We start from the raw sequence: 22,808 nt of genomic DNA, 5'->3' as shown, positions 1-22,808 counted from the left end.
TTCCTACTTCTTGGGGATGGTCCGGCTGCGGCCGCGGAACTCGGCGATGAGCTCACCTGGCTTTTCGGGATCGAGCTGGGCGCCGGCGTCGGCAGCGAAGATCTGGATGTCGTACAGCCCGCTGCGGCCTGCGCTGGAGCGGCGGTCGGCGACGGCGGTGATCACCTGCCCGCGGTAGGCCGGCTTGAGGAAGTTGATGTCCACGCCGGCGGCTACGGTGATGTTGTTCTCCTCGCCCGGTGCCGGGTTGGCGGGGTTGCAGGCCAGGGCGAAAGCGGAGTCAGCGAAGGCGAAGATCATTCCGCCGTGGGCCATGCCGAAGCCGTTGAGCATCTCCTGGCGGAGTGTCATCCGGATAGTGGCGTGCCCGTCGCTGATGGCGAGGACCTCGATTCCCATCCACTCAGAGGCGTAGTCGTTCTCCAGGATGGGGTGGATAGCCCCGGAAACTGTTGTTTCAGCCATGCGTCATTGCCTCCAGCTTTATTTACCGAATGTTCATTAGGTAATCCCATGAGGGGGTCCGGTGTCAAGGGTGGGGCCGTGGCCTTCACAGTCCAGCCCGGTTTTAGCCGGTACACGCCGCAGCTCTGTGGCCGCGTTCCGGCAATGCCTTCGAAAACTGGGCTGGACAGTAAGACCCTTGGCGGGAGGCGGCCGTGCGGGAGGCGTGCCCGCCGCAGGAAGTGCAAGGATGGAGTACCGGCACCAGCAGAACAGCAAAGGGCGGACCATGGCCACAAGCATCTACGTCAGCGCAACCACCCCCGGATCGGGCAAGTCCCTGGTGGCCCTGGGCCTGGCGGACACCCTGTACCGCCACGCGGACAGGATCGGCTTCTTCAAACCCGTCGTCCATGGCCCGGATGCGGCGAATGATCCCATGGTTGCCCTGATGAAGTCGCGGTTCGAGCTGGAGGATGAGCGGTGCCGCGGCGGCCTCACCCACGAGGAGGTCCGGTCCCTGCTCGCCGAAGGAAAACGGGCGGAGATCGACTCCCGCTGCATGGAGATCTTCGCCGAGATGTCCCGCCACTGTGACGTGGTGATCATCGAGGGGACGGACCTTACGGGCCAGGACGCCGCCGTCGAATTCGATCTCAACGCCCGGCTGGCCAACAACCTCGCAGCACCTGTGGTGGCGGTAGTGGGCGCGAAGGGACGTACCGTGGCGGAGGCGGCGGCCGCCGTAGAGGTTGCCCGCAAGGAGCTCGCCGCGGAGAAGTGCGCCCTGCTGGCCATCATGGTGAACCGCGCCCACCCGGACGACGTCGAAGCGATCGCCGCCGCCGTGAAGCCCGGCGCCTCCAAGCGGCCCGTCTATGTCCTCCCGGAGCTGGAGGAGATTGCGCGGCCCACCACCGGGGAGGTGGCTGCCGCCCTGGGCGTGCGGCAAATTGCCGGCCGGGCCGACATGGAGCGGGACGTCCGCGACATCAAGGTGGCGGCCATGAACGTGGGCAACTTCCTGAATGTCCTGGACGAGGGCGCCCTGGTGATCGTGCCCGGGGACCGCGCCGACGTGATGGTAGCCTGCCTGGCGTCGTCCTTTTCGCCCGAGTTCCCGGTGGCGTCGGCGCTGATCCTCACAGGGGGCCTGGCGCCGGACGCGAACATCTACCCGCTCCTGGCGCAGGCGCCGTTCCCGGTGTTCGCGGCCAGCGACGACACGTACATCACCGCCCGGCGCGTCTCTGAAGTCCGGAGCGAGATCTGGTCCGGGCACCGGCGCAAGGTGGCCTCGGCCCTGGGGCTCTGGTCCCGCACGGTGGATGAGGCGGAGCTGGTGGAGCGGCTGCACCTGCCGCGGGCTGAACGGATGACCCCGCTCCGCTTCCTGCACGACCTCATTGAACGCGCCCGGGCCCAGCGCCGGCACGTTGTCCTCCCCGAAGGGACCGACGTTCGGATCCTGCGGGCGGTGGAAATCCTGCACCGGCGTGACGTCTGCGACCTCACCGTGCTGGGTCCGGAGTCGGACGTCCGGGAGCTGGCGGCTGCCCGGGGAATCGACCTGTCCGGGATCAACATCGTGGATCCTGCCACCTCGGAGCTCCGGCAGAAGTTTGCGGAGAAGTATTCGGAACTGCGGGCGCACAAGGGCGTTGACCTGCCCAAAGCCCTGGAGATCATGCAGGATGTCAGCTACTTCGGCACCATGATGGTCCAGCTCGGGGTGGTTGACGGGATGGTGTCAGGGGCGGCGCACACCACCGCACACACCATCCGGCCGGCGCTGGAGTTCGTGAAGACCCGCCCGGGCGTGAAGATCGTGTCCTCGGTGTTCCTGATGCTGATGCCGGACCGGGTGCTGGTGTACGGCGACTGCGCGGTGAACCCGGATCCCAACGTGGAGCAGTTGGCAGATATTGCGCTGGCCTCAGCCGAGACGGCCGCCCAGTTTGGCGTGGAGCCGCGGGTGGCCATGCTGTCCTACTCCACGGGCGGTTCGGGTTCCGGCGAGGCGGTGGACGAGGTGCGGCAGGCCACCGAACTGGTGCGCCAGCGCCGCCCGGACCTCGCCGTCGAAGGCCCCATCCAGTACGACGCCGCCGTTGACGCCTCGATCGCCGAGTCCAAGATGCCGGGCTCCTCGGTGGCGGGGCAGGCCACGGTGTTCATCTTTCCGGACCTGAACACCGGCAACAACACCTACAAGGCGGTGCAGCAGAGTTCGGGGGCGGTGGCCGTCGGGCCTGTCCTGCAGGGGTTGCGGAAGCCGGTGAATGACCTCTCCCGCGGCTGCACCGTGGAGGACATCGTGAACACCGTGGCCATCACGGCCATCCAGGCGCAGGCGCCGGCTTCGTAGGTGGTCCTGTTGCGCTGAGTACGACGACGGCTCCTCCTCATATTCGAAGGCCGGGTGAGGTATTTGAAGGCCGGGCAAGGTGGCAGCCAGGAACACCGCGCAATTCCTCCAGGCACCGGTTTACTCCAGGCACAGGACAATTCGGCCGGGTGGGCGCACACTAAGGGGACAAACAGGGGCCGGCCCTGGTTCCCGGCGTCGAGGACGGTGCAGGATGAAAGAGGTTCGAGTCAGGGCGGCACTGCTGCTGATCGCAGCGCTTTTGCTGGGCGGCTGCGCCCCCGGCGGCGGAAGTCCCGGAACTGGCACGGCGCCGCCCGGGGAAGCAACCTCATCGGCCGGAGCATCGAACGCAGCGGCAACCATCACCATTAAGGATTTCAAGTACGGCGAGCCGATAACGGTGGCGCCGGGAGCCGTTGTGGTAGTCACGAATATGGACGCCGCGCCCCATACCGTCACGGCGGAGCAGGACAAGGCATTTGACGTTGAACTCGGCGGAGGCGGGGCGAGCGCTACGTTCACCGCCCCGTCAGAGCCGGGCTCGTATCCGTACTACTGCACGTATCACTCCAATATGAAAGGAATGCTGACGGTCAAATGAAGATCGCCCTGAGGGTTCTGACGGCAGTGGCGCTATTCATCGACGCGGGAGTGCATATCCTCCTGGCCCCCGGGTATCAGGCCGCCAACCCCGGCGGGATCGGGCAGGGCAACCTGTTCCTGCTCGAATCGGCCGCGGCGGTGCTGGTGGGGTTCTATGTCCTGATCCGCGGCAGCAGGCTCTCCTACGCCCTGGCCCTGGCCGTCGCATTGAGCGCCTTCGCAGCCGTGATGCTGTACCGGTACGTCGATATTCCGGCCATCGGTCCTATACCGGCGATGTACGAACCCGTGTGGTTCTTCGAGAAGTCACTCAGTGCCGTTGCCGAAGGAGCAGGAGCCCTCCTGGCCGCTATTGGCCTTGTCCGCGCCGGTTCCAGGCGCCGGATCGCCGAACCGCCGGGATCCCTGCGCGGACGTGCCGCCTAAGCGCCGGCCCTGCAATAACGTTCCTGACATACCTGCCCGGCCTCCGCCCCGCGCGGTCGCGGTTCGCCGCCCACGAAACAGGTCAGCTGTTGTCAGGTTTTGCCAGGCTTTGGTCGTCCTCCTGCTTGGCCGGCTCGTTTGAAAGGCCCTGCGGCGTCAGGTCGAGGTCCCCGGTATTTTCCGGCGCCTCCGGAGCGTCGCCGGTCTCGGCTGCCTTGAGGTTGCCCGTATCGTCCAGGGCCGGGTTGGATCCTTCGACGCCGGTGGGGTCCTTGGTGCCGGAGCCTGAGCCGGCGTCGGTGTCCGCTTGCGGGTTGAGGGGCGCCGTGCTGCTGGATCCCGTGTTGGTGGGATCGTTTTCGTCGATGGAAGCGGGCTCGTTCGTCATGGATTGTCCTCTCGGGCGTGGTCCAGCCTGTCCGCCGACTCTAGGCACAGCCCGCTCCCATCCGCAAGGAAGCGCACCGATCCCCAAGGAAACCGCACACACGGGGGAGCGAGCGCGCCACCTATAGTGGGATTTGAACTGCAGAAGCCAGGCTCAGGAGGCCCGCATGCTCGTGCTCGTCATCAATTCCGGCTCGTCCTCCCTCAAGTACCAGGTGCGCGATGTCGCCGCCGGGAGCGTCCTCACCGAGGGGCTGATCGAGAAGATCGGCATGGGCAACGGCGGCGAAGGCGACGGCGAAATCGAGGGCCCGCGGGACCATGCCGAGGCGCTCGAGCAGGCGGATGCCGCCATCCATCAGGAGCTGGGCGACCTCGAGCTGGCAGCCGTGGGGCACCGCGTGGTGCACGGCGGTGAGCGGTTCGCCGAGCCGGTCCTGATCGATAACGAGATCACCCGCGCCATCGAGCGGCTCAACCCGCTGGCGCCCCTGCACAACCCCGCCAACGTGCTGGGAATCCGGGCCATCACCAGGAAGTGGCCGAAGATGCCGCAGGTGGCGGTGTTCGATACCGCGTTCCACCGCACCCTCCCCGAACACGCCTGGCGCTACGCCGTCCCGGACGAGCTCTACACCAACCACGGCATCCGCCGCTACGGCTTCCACGGGACCTCCCACGAGTACGTCACCCGCCGCGCCGCCGCGCTGCTGGACCTTCCGGTGAACGAGTTCGACGGCGTCATCGCCCACCTCGGCAACGGCGCCTCGGTCACGGCTGTCCAAGGCGGCCGGTCGGTGGACACCTCCATGGGTTTCACACCGCTGGAGGGCCTGGTGATGGGGACCCGCTCGGGCGACCTGGACCCGTCCATCCTGGTGTTCCTCGGCAGGGCCGGCTGGAGCCCTGAGGACATTGACTCCATGCTGAACCGGGAGTCCGGGCTGAAGGGCCTGGCCGGCAATAACGACATGCGCTCCGTGGTGGAGGCGGCCGAGGCCGGGAACGAGAAGGCGGCCACCGCGCTCGCGGTCGCCTCTTACCGGCTCGCCAAATACATCGGCGGTTACCACGTGGCCGTGGGCGGGGCCAAAGCCCTCGTGTTCACCGCGGGCATCGGTGAGAATTCGCACCAGTTCCGCGCGCTTGTGGCGGAGAAGCTGGGGGCACTGGGTGTGGAGCTGCACCGCGGACTGAACGCTGAACGGTCCAAGGAAGCGCGGGTCATTTCCACCCTTGGCTCGGCCATTCCGGTGCTGGTGATTCCCACGGACGAGGAGCGCGCCATCGCGGAGGCGACTGCCGCCGTCGTCTCCTCATCGATTGCTCCGTAACGGCCCTTTTGAGCGCCCAAAAGGGCTGTTTTGGAGCAATCGACGGGGCAAGCTCGAATTCCGACTGCGCCTACGCCCGGCCCTTGAGGATCAGGTTCCAATACACGTGCGGGAAAATGTCCCGGTCCACCACCCAGGACAGCTTGCTCTCGTTCCAGGTGGGGACCCGGGGAACGGTGGGCATAGGCCGGAAGCGGTCGTCGAACTCGGCGAACACCACAGTGTTTCGTGAGACCGTGAACGGGCACACCGAGTAGCCGTTGTACTTGGCGGGCAGCGGCTTCCCTTTCCGGGCGGCCACCAGGTTTTTGGCCAGCACGGACGTCTGCTTCCGCAGCGCCCCACCGGATTTGGAGTTGGTGGTCCCGGCGGCGTCGCCCAGGGACCAGACGTTCGGGAACCGGATGTGCCGGAGGGTTTGCCGGTCCACCTCCACAAAGCCGCCGGCGTCACCGGCCGCGGGGAGGCTGGTGGCCTTGAGCCAGTCCGGGGCGGATTGTGGCGGAACACCGTTGAGGACGTCGTAATGAAGGTTCTCCTCAGCGCCGGTGGTGGTGTTCCGGATGGTGGCCAGCTGGCCGGCCGCGTCAACGGACACCAGCTCGCTGTTGGTCCACAGCTCGATGCCGTACTCGGAGATCTTGCGGTCCAGCTCCCGGTCCACCTCCGGCACGCCGAATACCGTGGGATAGGGCTGCACCATCACCACCCGGATCCGGTCCAGCACGCCCTGTCCTTTCCAGTAGTCACAGGCCAGGTACATCGGCTTCTGGGCCGCGCCGCCGCATTTGATCGGACCCGCCGGCATGGTGAAAAGGGCGGTGCCGGATTTCAGGCCGCTCAGCAGGGTCCAGGCCTTCGGCGCCAGCTCGAACTCGTAATGGGAGGCACCGTGCGGTGAGTGGACAGCTTCGGCGAGGCCGGGCACAAGATCCCAGTCATACTGCAGGCCCGGGCAGACCACCAGCTGCCCGTACGCCACCGTGGCGCCGGACTCAAGGGTCACGGTGTTCGAGTCCGTGTCGATGCCGGCAGCAGCGTCCCTGATCCAGGTGGCACCTTTTGGAATCAGCGGTTCCTGGGGCCGGACAGCTTCCTTGGCTGACGCCCTGCCTCCGGCGATGTGCGAGAACAGCGGCTGGAAGAAGTGATGGTCCCGGGGTTCCACGACGGCCACGTCCTTGACGCCGTACCGTTCCAGCCGGGCGGCGAGGGAGAGGCCCGCGTTGCCGCCGCCGATGATGACAACTTCGTGCTGCGCGGCCACCGGATTACTTCTTTTCCGTCAGGGCTGAGCCTTTGCGGGCAGCACGCGCTCCGGTTTTCGCGGATTCCACAACGTACTGGGGGTGGTCCTCGCTGGCGCGATGGGTCTTGCCGTCCAGCTGGAAGTCGGTGGTCTTCTTTTCCACGATCCTGCCGTGCGTGTTGCCCTGCGGCGTGTTCCATTCCACGGACGTTCCCTTGCTCAACGACATCTGCTCTCCTACCTGCTTGGCTGTGGCGGGGCCCGCGGGGGCCGTGCCCCCCCAGTATCCGCCGTTGGGGCCGGCGTCTCAACGGGAGCGCACGACGGCGCCATGTCACCGGAAGCGGGCTGCGTCGCCGGTGCGGTGGTGTTGCTGCTGGTCACGGCGGAAGGGACGCTTGCCCGCCCATTGCGCTTTGCCCTCGTGAAGGCCATTGACACTGGCAGGTTGCGGGTCCACTCTGGCGCTGTGCCTGCCTTTGTGCCGGCAAGGCCGCCGGCATCAGGTGCCTTTCAAAGGAGACTGCAGTGCCTGTTGTAGAAGAAAGTGTCGTTATTGCCCGGCCGCCGCAGGAGGTCTTTGACTTTCTGTCGAAATTCGAAAACATCGCCGTCTATGATTCCTCCGTCACCTCGTCCGGGCAGGTGGGGGACGGCCCTGTGGGGGTCGGTTCCCGGGGGCGTGGGACCAGCAAAATCATGGGAAAGCAGTTCGACTGGACGGTGGAGGTCGCCGAGTTCGATCCGCCCCGGCGCATGGTGTCCCGTTCGGTCGAGGGCAAGCTGGACTTCACCGTGACGTTCATGCTCGAGCCAGCCGACGGCGGTACGCGCGTCACCCAGAGGATTGACGCCGCGTCCGGCCTGGGCGGGGTCTTTGGCAAGCTGGCGGATGCGCTGGTGGAACGGGCCCAGGGGAGGACTATGCGCGCCAATCTCGAGACCCTGGCGGAGTGGCTGGCGGAGCACCCACAGGGCTGAGGCCGGGGGCTGCGTGGGGCAAAAGGCGAGCGTACGACGGCGGGACGCGCCCGCCGTCGTACGCGTGGGTCCTACCGCAGGCCGGCGCCCGGCAGCAGCTCCGTGGCCCCGAGCGAATCGGCGATGAAGGCGTAGTCCCAGGCCCGTTCGCGCCACTGCACATAGCGGCCGGAGGCGCCGCCGTGGCCGCCGTCCATCTCGATCTTCATCACGATCGGCTCGGATCCGGTGGTCCTGTTCCGCAGCTCCTGCACCCACTTGGCGGGCTCTACATAGAGGACCCGAGTGTCATTGAAGGACGTCACGGCCGCGATCTTGGGGTACGCCACCTCCCGCACGTTTTCGTAAGGGGTGTACGACTTCATGTACTGATACACGCCGGGGTCCGTGATCGGGTTGCCCCACTCTTCCCACTCCAGCGCAGACAGGGGCAGGTCCGGATCCAGGATGCTGGTCAGCGGGTCGACGAACGGCACCTGCGCCACAATCGCGGCGTACTTTTCCGGTGCCATGTTCGCTACGGCACCCATCAGCAGCCCGCCGGCCGAGCCGCCCAGCGCAGCGATCTTGGTGGGGTCAACCCAGCCGGAGCCAGCCAGCCAGTCCGTGGCGTCAATGAAGTCGGTAAAGGTGTTCTTCTTCGTGAGCTTTTTGCCGTCCTCGTACCAGTGCCGGCCCAACTCGCCGCCGCCGCGGATGTGTGCGATCGCGAACACCACGCCGCGGTCCAGCAGGGACAGCCGCGCAATGCCGAAGCCCGGGTCCATGCTCATTTCATAGGAGCCGTACCCGTACACCAGGCCGGCCGCCGTCGAATCCTGCTTCACGGCCTTGTGCCGCAGCACCGAGAGCGGGATCCGGGTCCCGTCTTGGGCCTGCGCCCACTCGCGCGTGGCCACGTAGTCGCTGCCGTCGTAGCCGCCCAGCACGGGGCTTTCCTTCCGCAGCAGCAGCTCACCGGCGGGCTGCTGCGGGGTTGGCAGCACAAAGTCGTAAACGCGCGACGGCGTGAAATAGGACGTGTAGCCGAGCCGGATCACCGGAGCCTCATAGTCCGAACCGCCCACTCCCGCCGTGTACAGCTCCTCATCGAACGCCGGCTCCACGGGCGGCTCTTGCGCGGCGGTCCCCAGCCCGGCGAGCCCGACCACCTGGACACGCTCGATGGTGTCCTTGCGGATGGACACAACGAGGTGCGTGGAGGTGACCCCCGCGCCGTTGACGCGGACGTCGTCGGAATGCTCCACGACGGTGTCCCACTGCTGCTCCGCCAGCGGCTTCCGAAGCTCGGCCGGGTCTGCCAGGGAGACCATGGAGTTGATGGCGCTGCGGTTGTGCGTCAGCAGGATCTTTTCTGTCTTTTCGCCGTCCGGGCCGGCCAGCAGGAACGGCTCCGCTTCATACAGCACGCGCTCGTTCCGGGAGATCACGGTGGTGAGTTCCTGGGCAGGGTCATCAAAGCGGAGCAGCCGGGTCTCGCTGTACTCGGAGCAGCCGATGCCGAGCACCAGGTAGCGACGGTCCGCGGAGAGCTCGAAGCCCAGCCACATGGCGGCGTCGTCCTCCTGGTAGATCACCACGTCTTCCTCAACGGGGGTGCCCAGGGTGTGCGCCTTGACCTGGTAGGGGCGCCAGGACTCGTCCACCACGGTGTAGAAGATGCGGGTGCCGTCGGGGGAGAAGGCGACGCCGTAGAAGATGTTCTCGATAACGTCCGGCAGGAGTTCACCCGTGCGGAGGTCCTTGATGCGCAGGGTGAAGCGTTCGTCGCCGCTGTTGTCCACGGCGTAGGCGTAGAGGTTGCCGTCCACAGTCACGGCAGTCCCGCCCACGGAGAAGAAGGGCTTCCCCTCGGCTTCGACGTTGCCGTCCAGCAGGACTTCCTCGCCCGGAATCCCGACGCCGGGCTCGACGCGGGGCGGGGTCCAGTCCTGTACCGGATTGCCGGTGTCCTCTGCTGCGACCCGGCACTGGATGCCGTACTCCTTGCCTTCCGCGGAACGGCTGAAGTACCACCAGCTGTCCTTGCGGTGGGGGACGGAAAGGTCTGTTTCCTGCGTGCGGCCCTTGATTTCCCGGAAGATCGCCTCGCGCAGCGGCTCCTGGTGTGCGGTGACGGCTTCCTGGTAGGCGTTCTCAGCCTTCAGGTGCTCCACGACTTCCTCGGATTCCTTGTCCCGCAGCCACTCGTAGTTGTCCACAAAGGTGTCCCCGTGGTGGGTGCGTTCGGTGGGGATCTTCTTGGCAGCCGGGGGAGCGGGCGGGGCAGTCGCGGTGCTGGCGGAGTCCTGCAGCGGAGTCTGGGTCATGGTTTCAATATATAGACCCGGCCCGACAATGGACGGCCGTTTCGCTACCGGACGAGAACTCGGCCCCGCCCACCCCCGGACGCTCTCTCACCTTCCGCAGGAATCCGGACGATGCCCTATCAGGTTTGGTCCCAACCGGCCGGCTTGGGGACCAAACGTGATAGGGCATCCGGAGAGGCGGGGTGGCCTAGTGGGGTTTCCGGCCGCAGGCGTATCCTGTTCACGCTAAGGCACATCCGCCCAGCGTGAGAGGGGAAGCATATGACCATCCCGCCAGTGCACGAGCCCGAACCGTTCCCGCCGGAACCAGGCCCGGACCAGCCTGATCCCACCCAGCCCGGCCACCCGGGTCCGCAGCCTCCCAATCCGTTCCCGACGCCGGAACCTCCCGGGCCGCTGCCCGTGCCGGATCCGGGGCCGGCACCGCTGCGTCCCGATCCCACCCGGAGCTGACCAACAGCCAAAACACACAGAAGAAGGGGCCTTCCGCACCCTGCGGGAGGCCCCTTCGGCGCCTCCGGCCGGCACCCAAAATTCCGCGAAAATTGTTCCGCCAGCCGCTTGAAGATCTACTGGTCCAGTGGTAAAAAATCTTTATCAGCCAATATAGATCGGCTGAGACCAGAACCAATGTTGGACCGTCTCTTACGAGGAGAGAAGCCATGTTGATGCGAACCGATCCGTTCCGCGAGCTGGACAGGCTGGCCCAGCAGGTCCTCGGCACCGCAGCGCGTCCGGCAGCGATGCCCATGGACGCTTGGCGTGAGGACCAGGAATTCGTTGTCGCCTTTGATCTGCCCGGCGTCGCACTGGATTCAGTGGATCTGGATGTGGAACGGAATGTCCTGACGGTGCGGGCAGAGCGTCCCGAACCTGCAGGCAAGGACACCGAGTTGATCGCCTCCGAACGGCCGCGGGGCGTGTTCAGCCGCCAGCTGATCCTCGGGGACACCCTCGATGCCGATAACATCAAGGCAACCTACGACGGCGGCGTCCTGACGCTGCGGATTCCTGTCGCCGAAAAGGCCAAGCCGCGCAAGATCGAGATTGAAACGAAGGGAGCAAAGCAGGAGATTTCCGCCTAGCCTCAACAGGATCGGGACGTCGGGTATTGATTAATCGGGTGACTGCCTCTTGGGTGATCGCGAGTATGCACGCCACAGCGCTTGAGCGCATCGGCAGCCTGCGCCTGAACCTCCCGATATGGTGGCCCCCGGCTTCGGCCGGGGGCCATCCCTTTTTCAGGTGTTCAGGTGTTCAGCTCAAGCATCAGGGCGGGCAGTTCGTCGGCCAGTTCGCGGGCGAGGAATCCAAGGGGACCCATCCTGCTGGCAAGCCGGTCTGCCGCGGCAGCGTGGAGGTGCGTTCCCCAGCAGGCGGCCTGCGCGCTGGTGGTTCCCCGTGCTCTCAGGCCCGCAATCGCGCCAGCCAGCACATCACCGCTTCCCGATGTTCCCAGCCCGCCATAGCCCGTGGTCATCTGCCACAGCTCGGATTCCCCTGGCCCGCCCCCGCCCGTCGGCCGGGCGATGAGCCCCTGGCAGCTCACCACCGCCTGGAACTTATCCGCAATCCCTGCCACGTCCGCCGCCAAGTCATTCACCTCCCGCTCCAGCAGGACAGCCGCTTCCTTGGGGTTGGGGGTGAGGATCAGCCGCCCCTTCCACGGTTCCAGCTGGTCGGCCACCTTGACCAGGCCACCCAGGGCGTAGGCATCAAGCACGACGGCGGGGCCGCCGCCCGCCCGTCCGTCACCCGAGCCTGAATCACCAGGGTGTGAGTCAGCCTCCCGCTCCAGCAGGGCCCGCAACAGTTCCTCGGCCAGGTCCGGATCGTCCAGGCCTGGGCCCACCAGAACCGCATCGGCACGGTCCAGATAGGAGGAGATCCGGTCCAACCCTTCACCCGTCACCGACCCTTCAGCGGTTTCAGGCAGCCCCATCGCCCCGCATTCGGGGAGCGCCACAGCCACCTGCGCGGCCACGGACTCCGCCACAGCCAGCGTGAGCTTTCCCGCGCCGGCGCGGAGCGCGGCAGTACCGGCAAGCAGCGCGGCGCCCGGGGTGGCCCGCGCACCGCCGATCACCAGGACCGAGCCGCGCGAGTACTTGTCCTCGCCCGGCGCCGGCAGCGGCCACTCGCGCAAGAGCGACGGCGTCACGAGAGTCGGGGAGTTGGAGTCACTTCGGGTGGACACTGGCATCTCCTGCGTGCTCGGTGACTGTGACGCCCTGCTCCGCGAGGTGGTCCGCCACATTGAAGCTTTCCAGCGTCCAGGCCCCCTCCCCGGAGGGCCGGACATACCGCGTCAACGAGGCATTCAGGACCGACGTGCCCGCCGCCAGATCCAGGAGTTCCTTCTCGTCCATCCCCTCCAGCACGTACCGGAACAACATGATTACGGCGTCGTGGCAGACCAGCATCACCCGGTGCCCTGTACTGAGGTTGTTGAGCTCATCCAGGATAGAGCGCAGCCGCAGGGCCACGTCCGCCCAGGACTCCCCGCCCGGCGGCCGGTAGTACATCTTGCCCAGCCACTCCCGGCGTTCCGCCTCCTCCGGGAAGCGCTGCTCCACTCCCAGCCGCGTCAACCGGTCCAGGATGCCGAGCTCCCGGTCGCGCAGGCGCTCATCGGTACGGACCTTCACGGGCCAGCCCGCGGCCTCGACGGCGATTTCGGCAGTCTGGCGCGCGCGGGCGTAGGGGGAGGAGACCACGGCATCCGGCCGAAGGTCCTCCGCAATCCCTGCCAGCGCCGCGCCCAGGGCTTTGGCCTGCTCCTGGCCGGTGCCGGACAGGTTCACGTCCGCATCGCGGGCCGGCACCTCGATGACCTCAGCCCCGGCCAGCCGCGCATCCGTGGCAGCCACGTTGCCTTCGCTCTCGCCGTGGCGGACCAGGAGCAGCTCCACCGCCCCGGCCTCCTGGACAGCTTCTGTCAACCCGTCCTCTTTCACAAGAAACCACCCCGTCTCGCCTGGCTTGCCGAATGCAGGAACACTACCAGCCGTGTACCCACCGGTCCGGAAATGTAAACCAGGGGATGTGGGTGAACAAGGCGGGGGAAAGAGGTAAGCAGGTTGTGTGGCAATCTAGGTTGTGACACTATCTAGAAGTGAGCACAGACAACCGATGGCCCAGTGACTGGGTAAGAGCTGTGCTTCCCACGTGCATCCTGCAGGCCGTGGCGGAAAGCGGCGAAGCCTACGGATACCAGATCATCCAGGCCCTGAAGGCGGCCGGCTTTGACGGGCTTAGCGGCGGAACCGTTTATCCGGCCCTGAACCGGCTTGAGACGGACGGATTGGTCAGTTCGGAATGGCGTCAGGGGGATGCCGGTCCCGGCAAAAAGTTCTACTCCCTGACCCCCGGCGGGCAGAAGCGGCTGCAGCAGACAGCCCGGGACTGGGCACAATTCGCAGGCCTGATCAAAAACGTTTTACACGGAGCGAAGGGCTAGGAAGATGTCTACCGAGGAATACCTGAAAGCCTTGGCCTATGAACTTCGCCAGCGGAAACACAGCGAAGACATGGTCCGGAACAGACTGCAGGAAGTGGTCAGCTATCTTGCCGAGAGCGGCGAAAGCGGGGAGGCGGCCTTCGGGCCGCCGCGTGAGTACGCCGCCTCGTTCCCCGCCGGCACGTCGACGTCCAGGGGCGCCCGCGTGGGAACGCTGGCCGCAGGGCTCGTCATCCTGATGCTGGGTGTGTACTTGGTGCTGCGCGGGATGGTCGGGGTCAGCTTCGGCGTGTCCGGCACCCTCAGCTATTTCGCCGCGGTCCTGGTGCTGACGGCGGTGCTGGTCTTTACGGGAAAATTCCTGGACAGACGCCTCCCGGACGTTCGGTAACACTGGGGCTGTTGCGGGCCAACATCCGCAGCCTTACCGTTCGGGCTCCAGCACCTGGAGAACACCGTTGGTCGTCCCGATGTCCGGTGCCGTCCGGAAGGTGCCGCGGACGCTCCCACCCGCCGCGCCGCCGTCGTCCACCGCCCGCAGCATCGCCGTCATCCGCCGGGCGCACGGACTGTTATCTTCGACGCTGAAGATGACCTCCGCTGCGCAAAATACCCGACGCACCGGAAATACCAGCCGCGCCAGAAAATGTGTGCGTCGCCAGGTCTTTTGCGCGTCGCCCGCGTCGCCAGGTCTTTTGCGCGTCGCCCGCGTCGCCAGGTCTTTTGCGCGTCGCCAGCGTCCCGGCGCCGCCGCACCGCCAGCACGCCTGGAAGCGGTGTCCTTACGGCACCGCGAAGTCGGCGATCCGGCCCTCCCGCAGCGCCGCCCCCACAGCGCTGATGCCGCCGTAGTCGGGGAGAATCACGGACTGGCCGGCGATGGTTGCAAACCCGGCGGTGGGCAGGGTCATGGTGCCGATCGCGTTGGTGTCCAGGTTGCGCAGGCTGTAGGCGAGGATGGCAGCCTGCACCGGGTCGAAGCCCTTGTCCACGACGAGGCAGCAGGACGCGAAGTCCACCAGGCCGCGGACCGCGGTCACGTCCATCAGCGCCCCGCCGCCTGTGAGCCGTGCCAGGATGGCGCGGAGCATGATCCGCTGGTTCTGGACGCGTTGGAAGTCGCCGTCGCCGAACGCGTAGCGCTCGCGGCTGAACTCCAGGGCCGCCTGCCCGTCAAGATGGTTGATTCCCTCTGTGAAGACGTGGTTGGTTTCAATGGTGGACTGGAAGGCAAAGGGCACATTGACGTCGATGCCGCCCAACCCGTCTGTGAGCGCCCGGAAGCCGTTGAAGTCGAGCATCAGCGTGTGGTCGATGGTGATGCCCAGCAGTTGCTGGACGGTCTGGGCGGTCATGTCGATGCCGCCGTATTGCAGGGCCGCATTGATCTTCCCGCCGCCAAATCCGGGGATGTCCACCCACAGGTCTCGCATGATCGAGATGACGTAGAGGGTGTGCCGGTCGGCCGGGACGTGCACCACCATCAGCGTGTCCGAACGGTGGTCCGTGGGCTCGCCCGTGGCCGCGGTATGGGCAGCCTCGTCGCGGGCATTGCCGCGGCTGTCGCTGCCGATCACCAGGATGTTCATTGGCGCCGCCCCAAGCTCCGGAATGGGTGGAGGAGGCGGCGGGGCCGCTGGGGCAGGGGGCGGCGTTTCGGAGGGAGTCTCAGTGGGAGTGGGGGTGGGGGTCTGGGAAGCACTTTGTGTCCCGGCGGGCTGAGCTTGCGTGTCGGCCCGGTTGAGGTTAACGATCGCGACGACGGCCAACGCCACCAGTGCCAGCGCCAGCAGGGCGGCGATCCAGCGCCGCCGTCCGTGCGCCACCCAGGCCAGGCCGTGCGGATGGGAACCGGGAGGAGTGCTGCCGGAAGGACCGGCACCGGGTGCACCAGCACCGGACGGGCCCGTGCCGGAGGGTTCAGAACCGCCTGGCGTGCTCATTGTGCCTCACCTCATTGTGAATATGGTGGGATCAGTGTCCGCCCGCCAGGCCTTCCGTGGCTATATACGTATCCAAACTGTCATCTGCGGCTACAGCGAACCAGCCCGCGTTCCGGGGACCGGGGCATTGAGCCGTGCGTGGCGCAGGACGGACACGATGGCCGGCGCGAGTTCGTCCTCCATCTGGCGGTACACCTCGGGCGCCCGCCGGTAGGGGTCGATGATGTCGTTCTCCGCGGCGTCCGCGGGCAGCGACAGGTGGCGCACCGCGGCAGCCCGCGCGGGAAGGCCCCGCCAAAAGGTCAGGTTGGCAGCCAGGGGATCGCCGTCGTCGTATGTTCCCTCGCCTGCCGTGCCTCCGGCCTCGGCGCGCTGGTCCAGGACGTCGAGCATGCGGGCGAACTCCCGGATCGTGAAGGTGCGTTTGAGGAGTGACGCGTCCGACTGCAGGACTTCGCCGCGGTGCCCGGACGTCATGGTGAGCACCAGGTCCACGCCGCGAAGGACCTTGGGGGTCAGCTGGCGGGCGGCGAATTGCTCCGGGTCGCCGCCGAACGTGCGCACGATGTCCGCGGAAATCGGCTGCATGGGATCTCCCACCATGGCCCGCGTCCCTGCGCTCCGCACCTCGAAACCGCCCGGCAGCACCTGGTTGAGGCCCGCCTGGAGCAGCCGCTCGGCCACCGGGGAGCGGCAGATGTTGCCCGTGCAGACAGTCAGGATTCTTACTGGTGCGGGTGAGTCCAAGGGAGATTTCTCTTTCCAGCCGGTGCGTCCGTGCTTTTCAACTTAACACGCATCAGCCCGACGGCGGCCGCCCCACCCCGCACGCTCTCTCACCTTTCGCACGTTTCCCGGCAACGCCCCATCACCTTTCGCACGTTTCCTCAGGACGCTCTATCACCTGAGGGTAAGGAAGCCCGATGATATGACTGTGGAGAGCGTAATCGAACGGGACTGCGTGATTGCCGGCGGCGGACCCGGAGGCATGGTGCTGGGGTACCTGCTCGCGCGACAAGGCCTGCGGGTGACCGTCCTGGAGAAGCACGGCGACTTCCTGCGCGACTTCCGCGGGGACACCGTGCATCCCTCCACGGTCACCCTGCTGGGTGAACTCGGGCTGCGCGGGAAGTTCCTGGAACTGCCGCTGACGAGGCTGTCCACGCTTGACGCCGTCGTCGATGGCCAGCGCCTCACCATCGTCGACTTCGGCACCCTCCCCGCGCCGGACAACTTCCTGGTCCTGGCGCCCCAGTGGGACTTCCTGAACTTCCTTGCCCGCGAGACAGCGGCGTTTCCCACCTTCGAGCTGCGCATGCACACCGAGGCCACCGGCCTCATTATCGAAGAGGGCCAGGTGCGCGGGGTCCGGGCCAGCACGTCCGACGGCGGTATGGAGATCCGCGCGACGCTCACCGTCGCTGCCGACGGACGCGCGTCCGGCTTACGGGCCGCTGCCGGGCTGACTCCCGATGACTTCGGCGTGCCCATCGACGTGCTGTGGTTCAACCTGCCCAAGCCGCCGGACCCTCCGCCGTCAACGCTTGGATACATCTCGGAGCAGGGGCTGGTCCTCACGATTGACCGTGGCGACAGGTATCAGTCGGGCATGGTGATCCGCAAAGGCGGCTTTGACGAGCTTCGAGCGTCCGGGATCGACGTCCTCCAAGCGCGGGTCGCCGGTGCCGCGCCATGCCTGCGCCCCGTCGTCGGGACCCTCACGGACTGGGACCAGGTGAAGCTCCTCTCCGTCCAGATCAACCGGCTTCGGCGCTGGTACCGTCCGGGGTTCATTGCCATCGGCGATGCCGCTCACGCCATGTCCCCGATGTTCGGCGTCGGCGTGAACTTCGCCATCCAGGACGCCGTCGCGTTGGCCAACACCATCGCCGAGGACCTCACAACGGGAAATGCTCCTATTGAGAAGCTCGCGGAGGTGCAGCGACGCCGGGAGTTGCCGGTGAGGATCATGCAGCAGTTGCAGCGCAATGGACACCGGGTGCTCCTCAGGGCTACCAACGGAAACCGCGTCGCGCCCCGCTGGTTCGTGATGCTCCTGCGTGCCGCCTCACCGGTGCTGCGCCCGGTTACAGCCCGGTTCGTTGGAGTAGGAATACGCCCCGAGCACGTCAACCGCCGTGCCTGACCTTCTCCTTGCATGGCCCACCCAATGGGACGCTCTCTCACATAAGGCGGTTTTCCGGCCGACGCTCTCTCACTTTCCTAAGGAGAGTGAGAGAGCGTCGACCTATTAGTTGCCATAAGTGAGTTTCTCAGGGGCGCTTCGCTCCGCCGTGGGGACTGAAAATGTGTTGCAGCGGTGATCGTTGCGGGGTCTGGGCTGCCGGAGCAGACTGGAGAGTGTGTTCCGGTCGACCTCGGTCTCTCTTTAGTGCCGGTGAGCCTGTAAGTGAGTTTGGTGGTGGAGGGCACAGCTTTTTGTCCGCGGGACCGTGGAATGTTGCCGTTGAGCACGAATGTCAGATTTGTTGTTTATCCGCCTTCCCCGGGACACAGACGCGATCTGTTGGAAGCGTTCGAGGAAGGGTGATCTGTTATGGAGGTCATTCACCCGCGCTGTGCGGGTGTCGATATTTCAAAGAAGGACGCGAAGGTCTGTGTCCGCATCCAGGGCCGTGGCGGGCGGTCCACCACATCCACGGTCACGACCTGGGGTTCGATGACCGGGCAGATCCTGGGGCTGAAGGAACACCTGCTGGACGAGCACGTGGATCTGGTGGTCATTGAAGCCACCGGTGATTACTGGCGCCCCTTCTACTACCTGCTTGAAGACGACGGGCTGAACATCATCATGGTCAACGCCCATGACGCCAGGAACGTCCCGGGCCGCAAAACGGACGTTTCCGACGCTGCGTGGCTGGCCGATCTGGGCGCCCACGGGCTGGTCCGGGCCTCCTTCGTGCCCCCGCCGCCAATCCGTGAACTGCGGGATCTGACCCGGGCCCGGACCATCATCACCCAGGAACGGACCCGGGAGATCCAGCGCCTGGAGAAACTCCTCGAGGACGCCTGCATCAAACTATCCTCGGTAGCTTCGAACATCACCGGGGTCTCCGGACGCCTGATGCTCCAAGCACTCGTCGACGGGCAGACCGACCCGGCGGCCCTGGCGGAGATGGCCCAGGGCAGGCTGCGATCCAAGATCCCTGAACTCACCCAAGCACTCAGCGGGCGGTTCAGCGAACACCACCGCTACATGACCGAACTGTATCTGCACCGGATTGACGCTCATACCGCCGACATCAACGACCTCAGTGCCAGGATCGAGGCGGCGATGGAGCCCTTTCGTTGCGCCCGGGAGCTCCTCGTGAGCATCCCGGGGTTCAGCACCACCGTCGCGGAGGTCTTCATCGCCGAAACCGGCGCCGACATGAGCGTGTTCGCCACCGCAGGGCACCTGGCATCCTGGGCCGGTACCTCCCCGGGATCCAACGAATCCGCCGGACGGATCAAGTCCACCAAAACACGGCCCGGCAACCGGTACCTCAAAGGCGCCCTGGGCATCGCTGCTCTGTCCTGCGCGAGATCGAAGAATACCTACTTCGGCGCCAGATACCGGCGCATCGCCTCCCGCCGCGGACCCGCCAAAGCCCTCGTCGCCGTCGAACACTCCATCCTCACCGCAGCTTGGCACATGCTCACAACCGGCGAACTCTACAACGACCTCGGCGCCGACTACTTCACCCGTCAGGCACCAGCCAAAGCCAAAGCCCGCGCCATCGGGCAACTCGAGTCACTGGGCTACCAAGTCATCCTCGAACCCCTACACCAGCCCGGATAATACCGATCACCCCACGCACCCCACCGTCGTCACCCAATTTTCATGTCAGAGAGCGTCCTTTAGAGGGAAGTCAGAGGGCGGCCAGGAGCTTCTTCATTTCGGCGATCTCGGCTTCCTGGGCCGTGACGATGTCGCGGGCCAGTTGGATGGCTTCGGGGTACTTGCCCCCGCCGATCTCCTGCCTGGCCATCTCAATGGCGCCTTCATGGTGCCCCGTCATCTGCTCCATAAAGAGCCTGGCAGCCTCGGTTCCCTGGGCGGCCTTGAGCTTGTCGATGCCCGCCGCGTCCACCATTCCGGACATGCCGTGCCCGGAATGGTCCGACATCATGGCGGGCACATTCCAGCTCTTGAGCCACCCGGTCATGGTCTCAATTTCCGGTGCCTGGGCGTCCTTGATCCTGGTGGCCAGCGAGGTGACGTCGGCGGGCAGGTCAGGCCTGGCCAGGACGATGTCGCTCATCTCCACAGCCTGGGCATGGTGCGGGATCATCATCTGGGCGAACATGATGTCTGCCTGGTTATGTTCGGCGTTGGCGTCCGGCATCATGCTGGACATCGGGCCGGAGTTGGAGTGCATGCCGCTGCCGCCGGAGGTCCCGGGCCCGGCGGCGCACCCGGCAAGGCCCAGCGAGGCTGCCAGGGCGGCCGCGACGGAAAGCGTTTTGATCTTGGTGTTCATGGAAAGTGTCCTTCAGGAAAGTAGTTGAACTGCGCCTGTGGTGGTGTGCGGAAGTAGGCAGCAAGTCCTGGTCTATGTTCGGCTGATGGACAGTTCGCACGGCGTGGGACTTGCTGGAATGTACGAGTGGAGAGCTACCGGACTGACGCCCGCGGCGTGGTCAGGTTCCACGGCAGCGGTTCCGCCGGGCGGGAAGACAGTCAGTGATGCGGTCTTAGCCAGGAGGACACACCGCGGCCCCGCATCCTGCATCCCCGGGCAGGTCTGCATTTCGCCGGCTCCGTGCGAATGCCTGGATTCCTGGGCCACCTGGTGGGACGGGTGCGCCGGGTGGGCGGCCGTCATGACATGCATCCCGAGGATCCCGGCCGCGATGGCCAGCACAACCGTCATTAGACCGGCCCTGCCGAGGAGGTCCGCGACACGACGGATGGTTGCAGTCATTGGGCGGTTCCTCCTTCCGGCGAACTGGCGGCAAACGGCTATGAGTGAGAGAGCGTTGTGAAAAAAGCTGCGAAAAGTGAGAGAGCGCCTTTTTAACGCACCTGCGAGGGATTCAGTTTCAGGCGGCGGAGCAGCTGGGCGTTCAAAGCCACCACGATAGTGGAGGCAGACATCAGGACCGCGCCGGCAGCGGGGGACAGCACCACCCCGGCGAAGGCCAGGACGCCCGCGGCCAGCGGCACAGACAGGATGTTGTAGCCGGTGGCCCACACCAGGTTCTGCCACATCTTCCGGTAGCTCGCCCGGGACAGGTCCACCATGGACAGCACGGCGCGGGGATCGTTCCCGGCCAGCACCACGCCGGCCGATTCCATGGCCACGTCCGTCCCCGCCCCGATCGCGATCCCCACTTCGGCGCGGGCCAGCGCGGGCGAGTCGTTGACGCCGTCGCCCACCATGGCCACTTTCAGGCCGCGGCCCTGCAGCTCGGCCACTTTCTTGTCCTTGTCCGCGGGCAGGACCTCGGCAAACACCTCGTCGATGTTCAGGTCCGCCGCGACCGCCTGCGCCACCTGCCGTGCATCGCCGGTGATCATGGCCACCTTGACGCCCCGCTGCTGCAGGGCAGCCACAGCCTGCCGGGACTCCGCCCGCACCGCATCCTCAAGGCTGACCGCCCCGAGTACCCGGCCTCCGTCGTCAATCACATGGAGGACGGCGGCGCCGCGGTCCAGCCATCCGCGCGTCGTGGCCGCCAGTGCGGAAGGCACGACGGCGCCCAGCTCGCGCAGGAGCGCCGGCCCGCCTACGTGCACCGTGCGGCCGTCCACCGAGGCGCGGACGCCGCGGCCGGTGAGCGACGCGAATCCTGCGACGGCGGGCAGGGCCAGGTTCCGCCCGCGGGCTGCCCGGACGACCGCCCGCGCCACGGGGTGCTCGCTGTCCGACTCGACCGCGGCGGCCAGGGCCAGCAGCTCATCGGCTGCCGCGCCCGGGGCGGCGGCCACGTCCTTCAGCTCCGGCTCGCCTTTGGTCAGGGTGCCGGTCTTGTCAAAAAGGACCACGTCGACGGTGCGCATCCGCTCCAGCGCCATCCGGTTCTTGATCAGGACGCCGGCCCTGGCAGCCTGCTCGGTGGAGATGGCGATGACCAGCGGAATGGCCAGGCCCAGGGCGTGCGGGCAGGCGATCACCAGCACGGTCACGGTCCGGGTGACCGCCTCGGGAATGCTGCCCAGCAGGGTCCACACGACGAAGGTGACGACGCCCGCGCCCGCCGCGAAGTAGAACAGGAAGGCCGCGGCCCGGTCGGCCAAGGCCTGGGCCCGAGACGACGAAGCTTGTGCTTCAGCCACGAGCCGCTGGATGCCGGCCAGTGCGGTGTCCTCACCCACGGCGTCCACCCGGACGCGAACACTTGAATCCGTGGCCACGGTTCCGGCCACCACCGCATCCCCTGGGCCGCGGGGCACGGTCTTGGATTCGCCGGTGATCATGGATTCGTCGAACTCGGCCCGCCCTTGGACCACCGTTCCGTCGGCGGGCATCCGGGCGCCGGAACGCACCAGGACAAGATCGGCCGGACGGAGTTCGGAGACGGGTACGGTTTCGGTGCCGCTGTCCGTGATGCGTTCGGCTTCATCGGGCAGCAGGGCAGCAAGCGCATCCAGGGCGCCCTGGGCCGAACCCAGGGCCCGCATCTCGATCCAGTGGCCCAGCAGCATGATGGCCACCAGGAGGGCAAGCTCCCACCAGAAATCCAGGTCGAAACCGCCCAGGCCCAGGCTGGTGATCCACGAGGCGACGAACGCCACGGTAATGGCCATGCCGATCAGGAGCATCATGCCCGGCCGGCGGTCCTTCAGCTCCTGCAGGCCGCCCTTAAGGAACGGCTGGCCGCCGTAGAGGAAGATCACGGTGCCGAGTACCGGCGGAATCCAGGTGGAGCCGGGGAACATCGGTGCCATGTAGCCAAGGATGTGGCCCACCATGGGGCTGAAGTAGACCACGGGAACGGAGAGCGCCAGGGTCAGCCAGAACCTGTTTTTGAACATGGCCGTACTGTGTCCGGCGTGCTGCCCGTGGGTGTGGACGGCGTGGTCGTCGTCGTGATGGGCGGTGCCGCGGTGCCCGTGGTTGTGGTCCGGGTGCCCGTGTTTGGCTGCAGCCCCGGCCGGGGCTGCAGCACTCCCAGCACCGGTGAGGGCGCCGCGGGGCCCGCTGTCCCTGTTTGCGATGTCATGCATGTCAGTTTCCATTCCTTGATGAAGGATCAATGGGCGCTGGGGTTGAACGGCTGTGAAAAGCGGGTGCGGTGCACCGGCCGGGACATACCACTTCACTGACAACATTTGGAAATATACCCCTAGGGGG

24 protein-coding genes are annotated in these 22,808 nt (G+C 66.4%); 11 read left to right on the top strand and 13 right to left on the bottom strand.

Translation table 11 applies throughout. The annotated features are described in order from the left end of the window. Window positions 1–3: 3 nt before the first annotated feature. On the bottom strand, window positions 4–465 hold the full coding sequence (locus tag FBY31_RS09415) for a hotdog fold thioesterase (protein WP_142039748.1): 462 nt from the start codon (window positions 463–465) through the stop codon (window positions 4–6). A gap of 268 nt (window positions 466–733) precedes the next feature. On the opposite strand from FBY31_RS09415, the gene pta reads away from it, so the two are divergent. The 3 genes from pta (at window position 734) to FBY31_RS09400 (ending at window position 3,844) form a co-directional block, all read left to right on the top strand. After that, window positions 734–2,812, top strand: a complete 2,079-nt coding sequence (gene pta / locus FBY31_RS09410) for a phosphate acetyltransferase (RefSeq protein WP_142039745.1) — start codon at window positions 734–736, stop codon at window positions 2,810–2,812. A 214-nt stretch (window positions 2,813–3,026) separates the two neighbouring features. After that, complete coding sequence (locus FBY31_RS09405) at window positions 3,027–3,416, top strand: cupredoxin domain-containing protein (RefSeq protein WP_142039742.1); 390 nt, start codon at window positions 3,027–3,029, stop codon at window positions 3,414–3,416. After that, complete coding sequence (locus tag FBY31_RS09400; protein WP_235012995.1) at window positions 3,413–3,844, top strand: hypothetical protein; 432 nt, start codon at window positions 3,413–3,415, stop codon at window positions 3,842–3,844. Before FBY31_RS09405 ends, FBY31_RS09400 begins: the two co-directional genes overlap by 4 nt. Before the next feature lie 82 nt (window positions 3,845–3,926). Here the strand turns inward: FBY31_RS09400 and FBY31_RS09395 are convergent, their stop codons facing one another. After that, window positions 3,927–4,232 (bottom strand): hypothetical protein, encoded by a 306-nt coding sequence (locus tag FBY31_RS09395; protein WP_142039740.1) that lies wholly within the window; start codon window positions 4,230–4,232, stop codon window positions 3,927–3,929. A gap of 166 nt (window positions 4,233–4,398) precedes the next feature. Between FBY31_RS09395 and FBY31_RS09390 the strand changes: the two genes are divergently transcribed. After that, entirely contained in the window at window positions 4,399–5,565 is a 1,167-nt protein-coding gene (locus FBY31_RS09390) for an acetate kinase (RefSeq protein ID WP_142039737.1), read from the top strand. 70 nt (window positions 5,566–5,635) lie between these two features. On the opposite strand, the gene FBY31_RS09385 is transcribed toward FBY31_RS09390, so the two are convergent. Both FBY31_RS09385 and FBY31_RS09380 read right to left on the bottom strand, forming a co-directional pair. Beyond that, complete coding sequence (locus FBY31_RS09385) at window positions 5,636–6,832, bottom strand: NAD(P)/FAD-dependent oxidoreductase (protein ID WP_142039734.1); 1,197 nt, start codon at window positions 6,830–6,832, stop codon at window positions 5,636–5,638. A 4-nt stretch (window positions 6,833–6,836) separates the two neighbouring features. Continuing rightward, on the bottom strand, window positions 6,837–7,043 hold the full coding sequence (locus FBY31_RS09380; RefSeq protein WP_142039731.1) for a DUF2945 domain-containing protein: 207 nt from the start codon (window positions 7,041–7,043) through the stop codon (window positions 6,837–6,839). Window positions 7,044–7,342: 299 nt separating this feature from the next. Here FBY31_RS09380 and FBY31_RS09375 point away from each other — a divergent pair, with 299 nt between their 5' ends. Beyond that, window positions 7,343–7,795 (top strand): SRPBCC family protein, encoded by a 453-nt coding sequence (locus FBY31_RS09375; RefSeq protein ID WP_142039728.1) that lies wholly within the window; start codon window positions 7,343–7,345, stop codon window positions 7,793–7,795. Between the two features lie 71 nt (window positions 7,796–7,866). On the opposite strand, the gene FBY31_RS09370 is transcribed toward FBY31_RS09375, so the two are convergent. Continuing rightward, window positions 7,867–10,104: a S9 family peptidase gene (locus FBY31_RS09370; protein WP_142039725.1), complete on the bottom strand. Its 2,238-nt coding sequence runs from the start codon at window positions 10,102–10,104 to the stop codon at window positions 7,867–7,869. 261 nt (window positions 10,105–10,365) lie between these two features. Between FBY31_RS09370 and FBY31_RS09365 the strand changes: the two genes are divergently transcribed. Continuing rightward, entirely contained in the window at window positions 10,366–10,557 is a 192-nt protein-coding gene (locus tag FBY31_RS09365; RefSeq protein ID WP_142039723.1) for a hypothetical protein, read from the top strand. A gap of 209 nt (window positions 10,558–10,766) precedes the next feature. Continuing rightward, window positions 10,767–11,189, top strand: coding sequence for an Hsp20/alpha crystallin family protein (locus FBY31_RS09360; RefSeq protein ID WP_142039720.1), 423 nt, complete (start codon window positions 10,767–10,769; stop codon window positions 11,187–11,189). A gap of 164 nt (window positions 11,190–11,353) precedes the next feature. On the opposite strand, the gene FBY31_RS09355 is transcribed toward FBY31_RS09360, so the two are convergent. Together FBY31_RS09355 and FBY31_RS09350 are read right to left on the bottom strand one after the other, a co-directional pair. Next, window positions 11,354–12,307 (bottom strand): NAD(P)H-hydrate dehydratase, encoded by a 954-nt coding sequence (locus FBY31_RS09355; protein WP_442858168.1) that lies wholly within the window; start codon window positions 12,305–12,307, stop codon window positions 11,354–11,356. Next, entirely contained in the window at window positions 12,285–13,061 is a 777-nt protein-coding gene (locus FBY31_RS09350; RefSeq protein ID WP_142039716.1) for a histidine phosphatase family protein, read from the bottom strand. Before FBY31_RS09350 ends, FBY31_RS09355 begins: the two co-directional genes overlap by 23 nt. Before the next feature lie 158 nt (window positions 13,062–13,219). On the opposite strand from FBY31_RS09350, the gene FBY31_RS09345 reads away from it, so the two are divergent. Together FBY31_RS09345 and FBY31_RS09340 are read left to right on the top strand one after the other, a co-directional pair. After that, window positions 13,220–13,564 carry a PadR family transcriptional regulator gene (locus tag FBY31_RS09345; protein ID WP_142039712.1) on the top strand — a complete coding sequence of 115 codons (345 nt, stop codon included), beginning with the start codon at window positions 13,220–13,222 and terminating at the stop codon, window positions 13,562–13,564. Between the two features lie 4 nt (window positions 13,565–13,568). Continuing rightward, a complete protein-coding gene (locus FBY31_RS09340; protein ID WP_142039709.1) occupies window positions 13,569–13,955 on the top strand; it encodes a hypothetical protein in 387 nt (128 codons plus the stop codon). A 33-nt stretch (window positions 13,956–13,988) separates the two neighbouring features. Here FBY31_RS09340 and FBY31_RS23325 read toward each other — a convergent pair whose 3' ends face one another. From FBY31_RS23325 to FBY31_RS09325, 3 genes are all read right to left on the bottom strand, one after another. Further along, on the bottom strand, window positions 13,989–14,186 hold the full coding sequence (locus FBY31_RS23325) for a hypothetical protein (protein ID WP_142039706.1): 198 nt from the start codon (window positions 14,184–14,186) through the stop codon (window positions 13,989–13,991). 160 nt (window positions 14,187–14,346) lie between these two features. Then, window positions 14,347–15,507: an LCP family protein gene (locus tag FBY31_RS09330; protein ID WP_142039703.1), complete on the bottom strand. Its 1,161-nt coding sequence runs from the start codon at window positions 15,505–15,507 to the stop codon at window positions 14,347–14,349. Between the two features lie 90 nt (window positions 15,508–15,597). After that, window positions 15,598–16,254: an arsenate reductase/protein-tyrosine-phosphatase family protein gene (locus FBY31_RS09325; RefSeq protein WP_142039701.1), complete on the bottom strand. Its 657-nt coding sequence runs from the start codon at window positions 16,252–16,254 to the stop codon at window positions 15,598–15,600. 181 nt (window positions 16,255–16,435) lie between these two features. Between FBY31_RS09325 and FBY31_RS09320 the strand changes: the two genes are divergently transcribed. Further along, window positions 16,436–17,653: an FAD-dependent oxidoreductase gene (locus FBY31_RS09320; protein WP_142039698.1), complete on the top strand. Its 1,218-nt coding sequence runs from the start codon at window positions 16,436–16,438 to the stop codon at window positions 17,651–17,653. Between the two features lie 411 nt (window positions 17,654–18,064). After that, window positions 18,065–19,309 carry an IS110 family transposase gene (locus FBY31_RS09315; RefSeq protein ID WP_142039695.1) on the top strand — a complete coding sequence of 415 codons (1,245 nt, stop codon included), beginning with the start codon at window positions 18,065–18,067 and terminating at the stop codon, window positions 19,307–19,309. Between the two features lie 70 nt (window positions 19,310–19,379). Here FBY31_RS09315 and FBY31_RS09310 read toward each other — a convergent pair whose 3' ends face one another. The 3 genes from FBY31_RS09310 to FBY31_RS09300 all read right to left on the bottom strand — a co-directional run bounded on the left by FBY31_RS09310 (window position 19,380) and on the right by FBY31_RS09300 (window position 22,681). Continuing rightward, window positions 19,380–19,991 carry a DUF305 domain-containing protein gene (locus FBY31_RS09310; RefSeq protein ID WP_142039693.1) on the bottom strand — a complete coding sequence of 204 codons (612 nt, stop codon included), beginning with the start codon at window positions 19,989–19,991 and terminating at the stop codon, window positions 19,380–19,382. Between the two features lie 72 nt (window positions 19,992–20,063). Then, window positions 20,064–20,435 carry a hypothetical protein gene (locus FBY31_RS09305; protein ID WP_142039690.1) on the bottom strand — a complete coding sequence of 124 codons (372 nt, stop codon included), beginning with the start codon at window positions 20,433–20,435 and terminating at the stop codon, window positions 20,064–20,066. Between the two features lie 92 nt (window positions 20,436–20,527). Continuing rightward, window positions 20,528–22,681 (bottom strand): copper-translocating P-type ATPase, encoded by a 2,154-nt coding sequence (locus FBY31_RS09300; RefSeq protein ID WP_235012994.1) that lies wholly within the window; start codon window positions 22,679–22,681, stop codon window positions 20,528–20,530. Between the last annotated feature and the right edge of the window lie 127 nt (window positions 22,682–22,808).

The sequence above is a fragment of the Arthrobacter sp. SLBN-100 genome (assembly GCF_006715305.1).
Classification (GTDB): Bacteria; Actinomycetota; Actinomycetes; order Actinomycetales; family Micrococcaceae; genus Arthrobacter.
The sequence above is the reverse complement of the archived record's forward strand: the minus strand, read 5'-3'. Positions and strand labels throughout refer to the sequence as shown.